This window comes from Spirillospora sp. NPDC047279 (assembly GCF_040643285.1).
GTDB lineage: Bacteria > Actinomycetota > Actinomycetes > Streptosporangiales > Streptosporangiaceae > Spirillospora.
This window is the reverse complement of record NZ_JBEYUA010000002.1, coordinates 543,038-558,333: the sequence shown is the minus strand read 5'-3', so window position 1 is coordinate 558,333 and position 15,296 is coordinate 543,038. Positions and strand designations below refer to the sequence as shown.

Sequence of the window (15,296 nt, the reverse complement as noted above, 5' to 3'; positions counted from 1 at the left end):
GACGAGGGACTACGGGAGGATCATGCTCGCCGGGCTGGGGCGTCTCATTCACCGACGACGCTGGACCAGTCTCGTCCTGATCGTGATCATGACGGTCCTGGCGGGCGGCTGGGGGCTGGGCGTCTTCGCCAAGTTCAAGCAGGGCGGCTTCGAGGACCCGAAGGCGTCCTCCACCCTCGTCGCCAAGCTCGGCGCCACCTACTTCGGCAGCACCAACCCCGACGTCCTGGTGCTCTACAGCAGCGACACCATGACGGTCGACGACCCGGAGTACATGCGCAGCGTCGTCACCACCGTGTCCCGGCTGCCGAAGGACAAGGTCGCCGAGGTCATCTCGTACTACTCGTTCGACGCCCAGGACGCGGCGCCGTTCGCCTCGCACGACAAGCGCATGACGTTCGTGGCGCTCAAGCTGGCCGGCACCGACCTCGAGAAGGGGCCCCACTACGAGGCGATCAAGCAGCAGCTGAACGCGCCGGGCCTGAAGACCGAGCTCGGCGGCGCGGTGCCGCTCAACATCGAGTTCGGCACGCAGGTCGTCACCGACATCGTGCGGGCCGAGATCATCTCGCTGCCGATCCTGCTGATCCTGCTGGTCGTGGTGTTCGGCGCGTTCACCGCCTCGGTGCTGCCCCTGATCGTGGCGCTGTTCTCCATCGTCGGCGGCTTCGCCGTGCTGCACATGGTCACGTACCTGACGGACGTGACGTCCATGGCGCTCGAGGTCGTCACGATGATGGGCGTCGGCCTCGCCATCGACTACTCGTTGTTCATCGTCAGCCGTTTCCGCGAGGAGCTCGATCGCGGGATGAGAGCCGGCGGCATCGACCCGGGCAAACCCTGGAAGAGGGTCCCGGGCGGCAGGCGCGAGCGCAAGGCCGAGAAGAGGGCCTACCGGCGCGCGCTCCGGCCCGTCCAGCAGGCGGCGCTCGCCCGCACCATGGGCACGGCCGGCCGCACGATCGCGGTCTCCGGCATCACCGTCTCGGCGGCGCTGGCCGGCCTGCTGGTGTTCCCGCAGATGTTCCTGCGCACGATCGGCCTGGCCGGCATCGCCACCGTCCTGGTCGCGGTGTTCGGCGCCGTCGTCCTGCTGCCGACCCTGCTGGCCCTGCTGGGCACGCGGGTCGAGGCCGGCCGGATGCCGTGGCGGCGGCCCGACTCCAAGCGCTCGCGCCGCGACCCCGACAGCGGCTTCTGGTACCGGCTCGGGCACAGCGTCATGAAGCACCCGCTGCCGTACTTCGCGGTGACGCTGGTGATCCTCGGCGTGCTGTTCGGCCCGTTCCTGAGCGTGCAGTTCGGCAGCGTCGACGCGCGCGTCCTGCCCAAGGAGAGCCCGACCCGCGCGGTCGTCGAGACGGTCAAGGAGAAGTTCCCCAACGGCAGCGCCGAGCCGATCGACGTCGTGGTCTCCGGAGACCTGATCCCGCGCGACTGGAAGCCGGTGCGCAGCGGCGACAACATCCCGCCCTACCTGGAGACCTTCCGCAAGCAGCTGGAGGACGCCGAGGGGGTCACGCAGGCGAAGTTCACCGGCTACTCCGGGTCGTACGGCGGCGTGCGCATCTCGGTCACGCACAAGTACGAGCCGATGGACGAGCGTGCCCAGGATCTCGTCTCCGGGATCCGCGGGATGAGCCTGATGAAGAACGGCTATCCCATGCACATCGACGTCGGCGGCAGCACCGCGGCGCAGATGGACCTCATGGACGCGCTGATGCGCAGCCTGCCCAAGATGGCCGTGGTCGTCTTCCTCACCACGTTCCTGCTGCTGTTCATGTTCTTCGGCTCGGTGGTGCTGCCGCTGAAGGCGATCGTCATGAACGTGCTGTCCATCGGCGCGTCCTTCGGCGTGGTCGTCTGGGGCTTCCAGTACGGGCATCTGGCCGGGATCCTGAACTTCACGCCGACCGGCAGCGTCGAGGCGACCAGCATGATCCTCATCCTGGCGGTCGTGTTCGGCCTGTCCATGGACTACGAGGTCTTCCTGCTCAGCCGCATCCGCGAGGAATGGGACAGGACGCACGACAACCGCGCCGCGGTGGCGGTCGGCATGCAGCGCACCGGCGGCATCATCACCAGCGCCGCGCTGCTGTTCCTGGTCGTGATCGCCGCGTTCAGCATGGCCGGTCTCACGGTCGTGAAGCTCATCGGCGTCGGCATGTTCGTGGCCGTGGTCGTGGACGCCGCGCTGGTGCGGTCGCTGCTCGTCCCGGCGACGATGCGGTTCATGGGCTCCGCCAACTGGTGGCTGCCCGCCTCGCTGGCCAGCCTGCACGCGAAGATGGACCTCCGCGAACGCGACGACCTCCCGGGTGCCGCCGTGGCCGCGGCACCGGCCCGCCTGCCGGACGAGCAGCCCTATCCCTACGCGATGCGCTGGGAGGAGACCGCCGCGAACGCCGTGCCCGCGACGGCGCCTCCGGCCGCTCCGGCCGCTCCGGCCGCCGGAAGGCCCCCCGCGCGCTACGCGCCGCGCGGCCCGGTGGGATCGCCCGAGCCGGGCGTGTTCACGGCTTCGGAGCCGCCGCGGGTCGTCTTCCAGAATCCGGCGGCGCCGAGCGCGCCGCGGGTGGTCTTCCAGAACCCGGGCGCACCGAGCGGCGCCCCGCAGGTCGTGTTCCAGAATCCGGACGCGCCGCAGCCTCCGCAAGGCGGCGACGGTCCGCGGCCGCCCCATGGGCCTTACAACGGCGCGCCACGTGACACGTTCTCGCAACGATTTTCCGCGGGCCCTGAGGGCCCGCCGCCACGGCCGCGATCCGCGGCCTACCCGCCCACCTCGGCGAATCCGTCCACGCCGCCCCCGGCCGCGGACCCCAGGGCGCCCCAGGCCCCCTGGAACCCGTGGGCGGACGGTCCGCCCCAGCCCCGACCCACGCGCCCCACTCGCACCAAACGTGAGATAGTTCCGAATCCCGGTGGGTCGGGGTGGCGCTGGAGGACAGTGGAGGACAACGATGCCGACTGAGTCACGTCGCCGTGTCGCCCGGAGGACGCTGGCCGCTTCCGCGGCGGCCGTCATCGGCGCGACCGTGCTGCCCCTGAGCGCGGCTCCCAGCGCGAACGCCGCCGCGTTCAAGAAGGCGGACGGCGGTGCCTACATCGCCGGCTACAAGTGGCTCAACAAGGGCAAGACGGCCTTCGACTTCACCGTGCAGTCGCCGGCGCTCGGCGCCAAGCAGAACGTCCGCGTGCTGCTGCCCAAGGGCTGGAAGTACGGGTCCCGGCAGAGCTGGCCCGTCGTGTACGCCTACCACGGCGGTCGCGACAACTGGACGTCCTGGACCCGCAGCACCGACATCCAGGCGCTCGCCCGCAAGTGGGGCGTCATCGTGGTCATGCCCGAGGGCGCCAACGGCTCGTACGCCAACTGGTACAACTACGGCAAGGGCGGCCGTCCGCGCTGGGAGGACTTCCACATCCGCGAGGTGCGCCAGCTGGTGGAGCGCAACTACAACGCGGGTGGCTCGCGGGCCGTGATGGGCATCTCGTCCGGTGCGCAGGGCGCCTGCACCTACCCGGGCCGTTCGCCCGGCATGTTCCGCTACGCGGCGTGCTTCAGCGGCGTCCTGTCCATGACCTCTCCCGGCATCCCCGCGCTGCTGATGTACACCAACAGCGGCAACGGCGTGGACCCGTACGCGATCTGGGGGCGGCCGGTGCTCGACCGGGCCAACTGGGACGCGCACGACCCGATCAAGCTGCTGCCGAAGATGCGCTCGACCCGCTTCTACGTGTCGGCCGGGACGACCGGCAAGCCCGGTCCGTTCGACCCGAAGGACATGGCCCCCTGGGACATCGGCCTGATGAGCGAGCGGGCGATCGGCCCGACCGTCCAGCAGTTCGCCCAGCGCGCCAAGCAGCTCGGCGTGCCGATCACCGCGCACATCTACGGCAACGGCCGGCACAGCTGGCCGTACTGGAAGCGTGAGATGCACACCTCCTGGCCGCTGATGATGAAGGCGATCGGCGCCCGCCGCGTCTGACCGGACCGTGTGACCGGACCGTGTGACCGGACCGTGTGACCGGACCGTGTGACCGGACCGTGTGACCGGACCGGCCTGACCACGCTGCGGGCGCCCTCGCCCCGGCTGGATCAGGCGGCCTGGCCGGCCTTGAGCGCGGCCGTGATGTCGACGACGCGGCCGGCCTGGTGGCGGGCCGCCTGCAAGGTCACCTCACCGGGCGGGCCGTCGCCCGCGACGTGGGAGGTGCCGTAGGGGTTGCCCGACTCGAACTGGACGGGATCGGTGTAGCCGGGCGGCACGATGACGCCTCCCCAGTGGTAGAACGTGTTGCCGAGCGCCAGCAGGGTCGACTCCTGCCCGCCGTGTGCGGTGTTGGAGGCGGTGAAGGCCGAGTACACCTTGCCCGCGAGCTTGCCCTGGTACCACAGCGCGCCGGTCGTCTCGATGAACGCCCTGAGCGCACTGGCCGGGTTGCCGAAGCGGGTGGGCGTGCCGAAGAGCACCGCGTCGGCCCACTCCAGGTCGTCGAGGCCTGCCTCGACGACGTCGGCGGTGTCCTGGACGTGCCGCGCCCACTCCGGCCTGGAGCCGACGGCCTCAGGCGGCGCGGTCTCGGCGACCTTGCGGAGCCGCACCTCGGCGCCTGCCTTCCGCGCTCCCTCGGCGGCGGCCTGCGCCAGCGTGTGCACGGTGCCGGTGGCGCTGTAGTAGATGACCGCGACGTTCACGGGTTGCATGGTGGGGTTCCCTTCCCTCTGCGGGTCCTGTCTGTAGGACGACGCAGCCCCGCGAAACGTGAGGCGGCCCGGCCGGTGCGGGCGTCAGGCGGTGAGGCGGTCGAGCAGCTCGCAGGCCTTCTCCACGCCCCGCTCGGAGCGGATCTCGCGGCCGAGGGACGCGGCGCGGGCGGCGATGTCGCGCGAGCCGACGGCGGTGCGGATCGCGGCGGCCAGGCGCGGGACGGTCATCGACCCGAACGGCACCGGGGTCGGGCCCGCGCCCAGATCGACGACGCGTTCACCCCAGAACGGCTGGTCGCCGAAGAACGGGGTGACGACCGTCGGGACGCCCGCGCGCAGCCCCGCCGCCGTGGTGCCGGCGCCGCCGTGGTGGACGACCGCCGCCATGCGGGGGAACAACCACGAGTGCGGGACGTCGCTGACCGCGAACACCTCGTTGTCGGACGTCGCCGGGTCGCCCTGGACGACGCCGCGTACCCCTGCCAGCTTCAGCGCGGTGCGGACGAGCCGGGCGGTCATCGCAGGGTCCTTGGGGATCATGCTGCCGAAGCCCACGTACACCGGGGCCGGCCCGGCCTCCAGGAAGCCGGCCAGCTCCGCCGGCGGCTGCCAGGCGGGCTCGTCCAGGAACCAGTAGCCGGTCATGTGGACGTACGCAGGCCAGTCGGCCGGGCGCGGCACCACCGCCGGGCTGAAGCAGGCCAGCACGGGCCGCCGCTCGCGCCGCACGCGGTGCATCGGACCGCGCAGCGAGAGCGCGGGCAGGTGCAGGTCGTGCCGCCGCCACGGGTTGATGAACGGCCGCGACAGCTGCCAGGCGATCTGGTCGACGGCCAGGAAGCTGGCGCGGTTGGCCCAGGAGCCCAGCAGCCCCGCCTGCGGCACGAACGGGTGGGGGAACGCGCCGGTCGGCTGGCTCGGCTGGAAGTGCACGAACGCCCACGGCACGCCGAGGTGCTCGCCGATGTGCTGCGGCAGCGAGCCCAGCGTCGGGCCGAGCAGCAGGTCGGCGCCCTTGCTCGCGTCCAGGCATTCGGCGAGCAGGCGTTCGGCCATCGGGCCGATGATGCGCCGGAACCCGCCGAGGAACTTCACGGGGTTGCGGCCTCCGGCCAGCAGTTCCTGGCCCTCGTCCGACTCGAGGATCTCCGTGGGGTCCGCCGTCAGGGGCGCCAGTTCGAGCCCGGCGGACTCCGCCAGCCGCGCGTACCGGCCGCTGGCGACCAGCCGTACGTGGTCACCACGCGCGACGAGCGCCTGGCCGAGGGCCGCGCACGGCTGGATGTCGCCCCGGGACCCGGCGGCGAAGATCACGATGCGACGGTTCACGATGCCTCTTCAGGGGGGTGTCACCAGGCGTCACCACGCGGGGTACGGGCGGCGTCGTCGTCGCCGTCCCAGGCCTCGGTGGATTGGAGCGCGCTGTCGCTGGGAGTGTAGGGGCGGTACCAGCCGTCGGGCGGCGGGGGCGGCCAGACGCCGTCCTCCGCCGGAGGCGCGGGATCGGCGGGCACCTGCTTCGCCGGGTAGCGGGGCTTGGCCGGGTAGCGCGGCTTGATCGGGGCCGGCTCGACCGCGGGCGGCGGCACGGCGCCGGTCTCGCCACCCTCGCCGACCTCGGATTCGACCGGCATGACCTGCTCGGCCTCGGTGGGGGCGGCCAGCACCTGAAGGTCCGGCCGCGACCTCGGCGGCCGCGACTCCGCCGGAACCGCGGACTCAGCCTCGCCCCGCCCCCGCGACTGCGCCTCGGCCTGCGGCTGCGGCTCGCCCTGCGCCCGTGGCTCGGCTCGCGACTCCGGCTCGGTCTGCGGCTGCGCCAGTGGCTCGGGTCGTGGCCTGGGCGGTCGCGGCTCGTCCGGAGGCTCGAACTCCGGCCCCGCCTGCGCCTGGAGTTCGGCGCGCGGCTCGGGCTCGGGCTGTGGTTGCGGCGGCAGGTCGGGGCGCGCATGTGGCGGCAGGTCGGGTTCGGGCTGCGCTCCCAGCTCGGGGAGCGGTTCGGGGCGGTCGGTGGGGTCCAGCTCCGGGAGTGACGTGGATCGGGTGCCGAGGAGCGGCTCGGGCTCTGGCCAGGTCTCGGCCAGGGGTGCGGTCGTCGGGGCGGTCCGGGCGCCGGCGAGGACCGGGATCGGGTCGGGGCTGGTGGCGCGCACCGCCGCGGCGGCCGTGGCGGGGGCGGTCGGGGGCAGGTGGCGGGACTGCTTGCCGTGCTTGGGGCCCAGCCAGCCGCGCCGGCTCGGCAGGGTCAGGCCGCTGATCAGGCCGCCGACGAGGACGAGCGTGGCGCCCAGGATGAGGCCGTTGGAGGTGCCCTCGCGGAAGTCCTCCAGGCTCGCGCCGCCGGCGCCGGCCTTGGGGACCTCGTGGATCAGGATGCCGACGATGGCGATGCCGAACGCGCCGGAGACCTCGCGGATCACGTTGAGGATGCCGCTGGCGACCCCGGACTGGTCCTCGGGGACCGACTTGAGCACGTACATGGCCAGGGGCATGCAGAGGGCCGAGCCGATGCCGACGATCATCACGCCGGGCATGAGGTCGGCGAACCCGTCGCCGCGTTGCAGCGTGGAGAACATGATCATGCCGACCGCCATCGCCGCCATGCCGCCGCCGATGATGGGGCGCGGCCCCAGCTTGGCGGCCAGCCAGAAGGCGAACGGGGTCAGCACCATGATGGCGATGGCCGGCGGCATCATGACCAGCCCCGCCTCGGGCGGCGAGAACTCCAGGTAGAGCTGGAGGAACGTGGCCGAGTAGAAGATCATCCCGTTGAAGCCGATGCCCCAGAGCATCTGCGACAGGAGGCCGCCGACGAAGACCCGGTTGCGGAAGAACCGCAGGTTCATCATCGGGTCGGGCGCCCAGCTCTCCACCACGATGAAGCAGACCAGGGCGATGACGGCGAGGACGAAGACGCTCAGCACCGACGGGTCGGTCCAGCCGTGCTTGCGCCCGGTCTCCAGCCCGTACGCCAGCGCGAAGACCAGCGTGGCGGAGATGAGCACGCCGGGCAGGTCGACGCGGGCGTCCTTGTTCTCGCCGTTGGACGTCAGCACGACCAGGCCGAGCAGGATGACCAGGATGCCCGGCACGATGTTGATCAGGAAGATCCAGCCCCAGTGCCAGTGCTGGACGATGAAGCCGCCGATGGCCGGGCCGAGGGCGGTGGCGCCGGACGCGGCGCCGACCCAGACGATCGTGCCGATCGAGCGCTGCTTGTCGGTGCGGCCGACGGTGACCATGACCAGGGTGGCGGGCAGGGCCAGCGCCGCCCCGGCGCCCTGGACGATGCGGCCGAGGATGAGGATCGCCTCGTCGCCGGCCAGGCCGCAGACCGCGGAGGACGCGGTGAAGATGACCATTCCGGCCGTGAACGTGAGCCGGCATCCGTAGACGTCGGTGAGCCGCCCGCCCGCGATCATCAGGCAGGAGAACATCAGGATGTAACCGGTGGCGACCCAGTCTTTCGCGGAATTCGACATGCCGAGGTCGCGCATGATGGTGAGCAGCGCGTTGGTGACCACCGTGTTGTCCATGGTGATCATGAATGCGCTGACGGCCACCACCGCCAGTGCCCATCTGTAACGACCGCGGGTCAAAGCGTCACGCGACGTGCGTCCCTATTGGGAGAATCGCCGCTTCCCCCCATAAGCGTGAGTGGTTATTGTTACAATTCGTTGGCGCTTGGTCACCCGGCCCGTCTATTGGCCGAGGAGTCCCAACTATCCCATCAGGCCACATCGGTTACCAGTGAGTCTTGTCATCACCGTGACAACTCACAGGAGATAAAAGTGGTCTGGATGCGCATCGTGAGACGGTCACGGTAGGACAAAGTGGTCCCCCTTGCTTCGAACGATCCCAGGTTCAGTTGGGGGAACCGCACGTATGCAGACGACCGATCGTTCCGGAGCCGCGCAGGACGACACGCGGATCAGTGAGGATTCGATTCGTCGGTATCTGATCGACCAGATCGCGCGTCGCTCCCGGATCCCTGCCGAACAAGTCGACCCCGATCGCCCGCTGGAAGAGTTCGGGCTCGCGTCCCGAGACGCCGTCGCCATCGCCGGCGAACTGGAGCAGATGCTCGGACGCGCGTTGCCCGCGACCCTCGTGTGGGAGCACCCCACCATCGACCGGCTGTCGGTGGCCCTCGCCGGCGGCGCCGACCTGGCGTCGTCGCAGGCGGCCTCCTCCGCCGCCGCACTCGCCGCCGCGGGCACCGCCGCCCGCCCGGCCGGCGCGGACGAGCCGATCGCCGTGATCGGCGTCGGCTGCCGCTTCCCCGGCGGCGAGCGCGACCTGACCGGCGCCGACGACTACTGGCGTTTCCTGACCGGGCGCGGCGACGCGATCCGCGAGGTGCCGGACGGACGCTGGGACGCGTTCGACGACGGTTCCCCGGAGGTCGCCGACCTCCTGGCCAAGACCACCCGCCTCGGCGGCTTCCTGGACGACGTCGCGCGGTTCGATGCCCAGTTCTTCGGCATCACCCCGCGCGAGGCCGCCGTCATGGACCCGCAGCAGCGCCTCGTCCTGGAGGTCGCCTGGGAGGCGTTCGAGCACGCCGGCATCGGGCCCGCGTCGCTGCGCGGCAGCCGTACGGGCGTGTTCGTGGGCGTCTCGGCGCCCGAGTACGCCGCGTTCACCGCGTCCGACCTGGCCTCGCTCGAGCCGTTCACCGCGACCGGCGCCGCGCTGAGCATCATCGCCAACCGGCTGTCCTACCTGCTCGACCTGCGCGGCCCGAGCATGATCGTCGACACCGCGTGCTCGTCGTCGCTGGTCTCCACCCACCTGGCGGTGCAGGCGCTGCGCAGCGGCGAGGCCGACGTGGCGCTCGCGGGCGGCGTCAACCTGCTGCTGTCGCCGACCGTGACGATGACCTTCGACCTGGCCGGCGGCACCGCCTCCGACGGGCACTGCAAGGCCTTCGACGCCTCCGCCGACGGCATGGTCCGCGCCGAGGGCTGCGGCGCCGTCGTCCTGAAGCGCCTGTCGGACGCAGTCCGCGACGGTGACCGGGTGCTCGCCCTGGTCAAGGGCTCGGGCGTCAACTCCGACGGCCGGTCCAACGGCCTGGTCGCGCCCAACTCCGACGCCCAGCGCGCGCTGCTGCGCGACGTCTACGCCGCCGCCGGCATCGACACCCGCGAGGTCGACTACGTCGAGGCGCACGGCACCGGCACGTTCCTGGGCGACCCGATCGAGGCCAAGGCGGTCGGCGAGGTCCTCGGCCTGGGCCGCGAGCCCGGTGAGCCGCTGCTGCTCGGCTCCGCCAAGTCCAACCTGGGCCACATGGAGTCGGCCGCCGGCGTCGCCGGGCTGATCAAGACGATCCTCGCCCTGCACCACCGGACGATCCCGGCGTCCAACCACTACAAGGAGCCCAACCCGCACATCCCGTTCGACGAGCTGCGGCTCGCGGTGGTGGCGGAGGAGACGCCCTGGCCCGACCGCGGCCACCCGGCCCGCGCCGGCGTCTCGGGCTTCGGCTTCGGCGGTACGAACGCGCACGTGATCCTGGAGGCCGCTCCGGCCCCGGTCGCGCCCAGGGAACCCGCCGCCGGGCCCGGCTCGATGCGCACGTTCATGCTGTCGGACACCGCCGACGACCGGGTGCGCGACCACGCCGCGGTCCTCGCCGAGTGGGCCGCCGAGCAGGACGAACTCGACCTGGCCGGCCTCGCCCGCACGCTGCACCGCCGCAACGGCCGCGGCCGCTCGCGGGCCGCCGTGTCCGCGCGCGATCGTGCCGGGCTCATCGAGGGCCTCGCCGCGCTCGCCGAGGGACGTCCCCACCCGGGCGTCGTGTCCGGCACCGCGCTGGGCCTGCCCGGCCGGCCGGTCTGGGTGTTCTCCGGGTACGGGGCGCAGCGGGCCGGCATGGCGCAGCGCCTCCTGGAGGAGGAGCCCGCGTTCGCCGAGGCCATCGACGACCTCGACACGCTCTTCGCCGAGGAGGGCGGCCCCGAGTTGTGGTCGCTGCTCGAATCGGGCGAGAAGCCCGCCGACGTCGCCACCACGATGCCGGTGCTGTTCGCCATCCAGATCGGCCTCGCCCGCACCTGGCAGGGGTACGGCATCACGCCGGGCGCCGTGGTCGGGCACTCGATGGGAGAGATCGCCGCGGCCGTCGTCGCGGGCGCGATCACCCTCGAGGACGCGGTCAAGATCATCTGCCGCCGGTCGCGCCTGCTCACCCGGATCGTCGGCGGCGGCGCGATGGCGGTGCTCGGCGCGTCCGCCGAGGAGGTCGCCCGGCTCGGGCACGACCTTCCCGAGGTGTACGCGGCGGTGCACTCCTCGCCCAGGCAGACGGTGGTCACCGGCGACGCCGGCCAGATCGCCGCGATCGTGGAACGGGCCGAGGCCGAGGGCCGGCTCGCCCGCATGGTCCAGGCCGAGGGCGCCGGCCACTCGCCCCAGGTCGACCCGCTGCTCGACGACCTGCGCGACCTCCTCGCCGAGGTCGGCGCCGAGCGCGGCACCCCGCTCGCCGAGGGCATCCGGCTCTACACCACCGCCCTGGACGACCCCCGGACGTTCATCGAGGCCGGCGACGGCGGGACCCCGGCGGGCGAGGGAGCGCGGCTCGACGCCGGCTACTGGGTGCGCAACCTGCGCAACCCCGTCCGCCTGACCGGCGCGGTCTCCGCCGCGGCGGAGGACGGCTTCCGCACGTTCGTCGAGATCAACGCGCACCCGATCCTGGCGCACGCGGTCGGCGAGACCCTGGACGGCGCCGGCGCGCTGGTCACCCACAGCCTCAAGCGGGCCCCGAAGGGCCAGGAGACCGACGACGTCCTGACCTTCCACTCCCAGCTCGCCCTGCTGGCCGCCAACGGCATGGCCGTCGCCGCTCCGGCCGGCGGCCCCGTCATCGACGTGCCCCGGTCGCCCTGGCGGCACGAACGCCACTGGGTCGACACCTCCCGCCGCTCCGGCGGGCGTGACGAGCACCCGCTGCTCGGCGCCCACGTCGAGATGCCCGGCGAAGACCGGCACGCCTGGCGCGCCGACGTCGGCACCGCCGCCCAGCCCTGGCTCGACGGGGCCCGGGTGCACGGCCTGCCCGTCCTCCCGGTCGCCGCGTTCGCCGAGATGGCGCTGGCCGCCGGGGCGGAGGCGCTCGGCAGCGAGTCCGTGCGCGTCAACAGCCTGTGGATCGAACGGCCGCTCGCGCTCGGCGCGGAGGCCATCGTCACGACCACGTTCGCCGAGGCGGACCAGCGGGTGGAGATCCACGCGCTGACCCCGGCGGGCACCTGGGTGCGGCTGGCCAGCGCCGACGTCGGCGACGACCACCTCGGCCCGGCGGTGCCGCTGCCCGGCGCGGCCACCGAGGTCGCCGCCGCCGAGCGCGGCAGCCGCCACTACCGCGTGCATCCCGAGGTGCTGGACCGCGCCCTGGCGGTCCTGTCCGCCGAGGCCGGCGACGCGCGGTCGGGGGAGGGCCCCCGTCAGGCGGACGGAAAGAACACGATCTGGCTGGCCGAGACGATCGGCAGCCTGCGGGTGTACGGGCCGACGCACCGCGGCGGGCACGTCCGCGCCCGGATCGTCCGCGGCGAGGACGGCGGCGACCCCGTCGGCGCGCTCCAGATCCTCGGGCCCGACGGCGAGGTGCTCGCCGACGCCACCGGGATCGTGCTGCGCGAGACCGGCGCCTCCGACGTGCCGGTCCCGCTGGCCGACAAGCTCGTCGAGGTCGTCTGGGACGAGACCGGCGCCCCCGAACCGGTCCACGACGCGTCCGACCACGAGCCGCGCACCTGGCGGCTGCTGGCCGAGGCCGGCGACCCGCTCGCCGCCGCCGTCGCCACCGACCTGGAGTCGCGCGGCCACCGGGTCGTCCGGCGCACGCTGGGCCCCGACCCGGTGTCGGAGGCCTCGGCGGCCGCCGAGAGCGTCGCCGCCGACACGGTCACCGAGACCGACGAGCCGCCCGCCGGCGTGGTGCTCGTCCCGTCCGCCGACCTGGTGGACGAGGAACTGGTCCTCGCCGTCGTCGACGTCGCCAACACGCTGCCCGACGGCACGCGGCTGTTCGTCGCGACGCGCAGGGCGCTGCCGGTCGTCGAGGGCGAGGCCGGCGAGCCCGGCCAGGGCTTCATCCGGGCCATCGTCCGGGTGCTCGGCTTCGAACGGACGGTCCTGCGCGCCACCCTGGTGGACGTCGACCGGCCCGGCGACCTCGTCACCGAACTGCTCGCCGACGAACCCGCCCGCGAGGTCGCCTACCGCGGCGGCGTCCGGTACGTGGCCCGGCTCGACCAGGCCGCCCTCCCCACCGGGAAGGGCACCGGACGCGGGGCACGGCGCGTCGTGCGGCGCGGCGGCTCGTACATCATCACCGGCGGCTACGGCGGCATCGGCCTGGTGACCGCGCGGCTGCTCGCCGAGCGCGGCGCCGGGCGGATCGTGCTGTCCGGCCGGTCCGGGCCCGGCGCCGACGCCGAGAAGGCCATCGCCAAGCTCCGCGAGAACGGCGTCGACGTCGGCGTCGTGCTCGGCGACATCGCCGCGCCCGGGATAGCCGAACGGCTGGTCCGGGTCGCCGAGGAGGGCGGCAAGGAACTGCGCGGCGTCGTGCACGGCGCGGGCGCCATCGACGACCGGCTGATCGTCGACCTCGGCCGCGAGGATCTCCACAAGGTGTGGACGGCCAAGGTCGAGGGCGCCCGGCTGCTCAACCAGGCGACCTGGGACGCCGGCCTCGACTGGTTCGTCACGCACTCGTCGGCCGCGGCCCTGATCGGCTCGCCCGGCCAGGCCGCCTACGCCGCCGCCAACGCCGCGATCGACGCGCTGATCGCGCACCGCCGCGCCCACGGCCGGCCCGGCACCACGATCAACTGGGGCACCTGGTCCCGCGTCGGCGGCGCCGCCGACCTCAAGGTCGCCGTCATCGAGGCGATCAGCCCGGAGGAGGGCGCCGAGGCGCTGGAGGCCATGCTCGCCTCCGGCCGCGAGGCCGCCGGCGTGCTGCGCTTCGACCCCGCCGCGGCCGTGAGCCTCTTCCCCGAGATCGTCAACATGCCGTACTTCGCGGCGCTGACCGCGGCGGCCGGCGAGGCCACCGCGCCGGACGCCGGCGACTGGCCCGGCATCGACGCGGTCCGGGAGCTGGAGCCCGCCGCCGCACGGCAGCGGATCGCCGCCCAGGTGCGCTGGCGCATCGCGACCGTGCTGGGCTTCGACCCCGAACGGCTCGACCCGGCCGTCCCGCTCACCGACCTCGGCCTCGACTCGCTCGTCGCCGTCCGGATCAAGAGCGGGGTCGAGCACGACCTCGGGCTCACCGTCCCGGCGGCCGTGCTGCTCAAGGGCGCCAGCGTCAACGCGTTCGAGGAGTGGGCCGCCGAGGAGCTGGGCCTGTCCGGCGCCCCGGCGCCGTCGGCCGGCGCCGGCGCGGTGTCCGCCACGTCGAACGCCGAGGCCGGGTACGTCATGGCCCGCGACGCCGCCGAACGCCTGGCCGTGCGGATCATCGAGGACGTGCTCGGGCTCGACCGGGTCAGCGTCACCGCCGACTTCTACGCCGAGCTGGGCGGCACCGAACGGCAGGCCGACGAGGTCGTCGCCCAGGTGGCCGCCGAGCTCGGCGGCGAGATCACCCGCGGCGAGCTGTTCGCCACCGCGACCGCCGAGCACGTCGCCGAGTTCCTGCGGGCCGCCGACGAGGAGGCCGCCCGGCAGATCGTGCGGCCGCTCAAGAGGTCCGGCACCCGGCGCCCGATCTTCATCGCGCACCCGGCGGGCGGCACCACGGCCTGCTACCGGCAGCTGATCGACCTGCTCGGGCCCGACCAGCCGGTGTACGGGCTGGAGCGGTTCGACGACGCGCCCTCGGTGGAGGAGCGCGCCTCCCGCTACGTCGCGGAGCTGCTGGAGGTGCAGCCCGAGGGCGGCTTCCGGCTCGGCGGCTGGTCGTTCGGCGGGGTGCTGGCGTACGAGACCGCCCGGCAGCTCGAGGCCGCCGGCCGCGAGGTCGAGTTCGTCGCGCTGTTCGACGCCGGGCTGCCGCTGCCGGTCGAGGACGAGTCCGACACGCTCGCCCGCCGGTTCGCCGCGTTCACCGACTACATCAACGAGACCTACGATCTCCAGGTCGACCTCACCTACGAGGAGTTGTCGGGCCTGGCAGAGGAGGCGCAGTTCGCGCTGGTCATGGAGCGGGCGGCCGAGCTGGCCGACCTCATCCCGCCGGCCGCGCTGCACCACCAGCTGACCTCGCACCAGGACACCCGGTCGCTCGAGGCCTACGAGCCGAAGCCCTACGACGGCCGGGTCATCCTCTACTACGCCCCGGAAGAGACGCCGTGGGCGGTGAAGGACGCGAGGTACGTGCTCGACGGGATGAACGGTTTCGGCGAGCTCAGCAGTGCCCTGGAAAAGGTCGTGATTCCGGGGGTGCACCACCTCAACCTGCTCGACCCGCCGGGTGTGGAGGTACTCGCCGCCCACCTGGAGGGACAACTCTCCGCGGCCGGTCCCGCCGGCCCGGGGGACACACCGGAGGCCGGGGGCGCGTCAGAGGCCGGTCTCTCCGTGTCCACCACTCCGGCGCCCTGACCGGGCC

At 73.0% G+C, this 15,296-nt stretch carries 6 protein-coding genes; 3 read left to right on the top strand and 3 right to left on the bottom strand.

The genetic code is table 11. From position 1 onward, the window contains the following. Positions 1–88: 88 nt before the first annotated feature. On the top strand, positions 89–2,974 hold the full coding sequence (locus ABZ810_RS06710; RefSeq protein WP_358400324.1) for an MMPL family transporter: 2,886 nt from the start codon (positions 89–91) through the stop codon (positions 2,972–2,974). Continuing rightward, positions 2,964–3,992, top strand: coding sequence for an alpha/beta hydrolase family protein (locus ABZ810_RS06705; protein ID WP_358400066.1), 1,029 nt, complete (start codon positions 2,964–2,966; stop codon positions 3,990–3,992). The genes ABZ810_RS06710 and ABZ810_RS06705 overlap by 11 nt, the downstream gene beginning before the upstream one ends. 110 nt (positions 3,993–4,102) lie before the next feature. On the opposite strand, the gene wrbA is transcribed toward ABZ810_RS06705, so the two are convergent. The 3 genes from wrbA to ABZ810_RS06690 all read right to left on the bottom strand — a co-directional run bounded on the left by wrbA (position 4,103) and on the right by ABZ810_RS06690 (position 8,277). Next, positions 4,103–4,711 carry an NAD(P)H:quinone oxidoreductase gene (gene wrbA, locus ABZ810_RS06700; protein WP_358400065.1) on the bottom strand — a complete coding sequence of 203 codons (609 nt, stop codon included), beginning with the start codon at positions 4,709–4,711 and terminating at the stop codon, positions 4,103–4,105. Between the two features lie 84 nt (positions 4,712–4,795). Then, complete coding sequence (locus ABZ810_RS06695) at positions 4,796–6,043, bottom strand: glycosyltransferase (RefSeq protein WP_358400063.1); 1,248 nt, start codon at positions 6,041–6,043, stop codon at positions 4,796–4,798. A gap of 20 nt (positions 6,044–6,063) precedes the next feature. Then, positions 6,064–8,277, bottom strand: coding sequence for a DHA2 family efflux MFS transporter permease subunit (locus ABZ810_RS06690; RefSeq protein ID WP_358400060.1), 2,214 nt, complete (start codon positions 8,275–8,277; stop codon positions 6,064–6,066). Positions 8,278–8,599: 322 nt separating this feature from the next. Between ABZ810_RS06690 and ABZ810_RS06685 the strand changes: the two genes are divergently transcribed. Continuing rightward, positions 8,600–15,289 carry an SDR family NAD(P)-dependent oxidoreductase gene (locus tag ABZ810_RS06685; RefSeq protein WP_358400058.1) on the top strand — a complete coding sequence of 2,230 codons (6,690 nt, stop codon included), beginning with the start codon at positions 8,600–8,602 and terminating at the stop codon, positions 15,287–15,289. Positions 15,290–15,296: the final 7 nt, after the last annotated feature.

Coding starts and splice junctions, on each gene's coding strand:
- ABZ810_RS06710 (WP_358400324.1), top strand. CDS start 89: ATGACGGTCCTGGCGGGCGGCTGGGGGCTGGGCGTCTTCGCCAAGTTC.
- wrbA (WP_358400065.1), bottom strand. CDS start 4,711: ATGCAACCCGTGAACGTCGCGGTCATCTACTACAGCGCCACCGGCACC.
- ABZ810_RS06685 (WP_358400058.1), top strand. CDS start 8,600: ATGCAGACGACCGATCGTTCCGGAGCCGCGCAGGACGACACGCGGATC.
- ABZ810_RS06705 (WP_358400066.1), top strand. CDS start 2,964: ATGCCGACTGAGTCACGTCGCCGTGTCGCCCGGAGGACGCTGGCCGCT.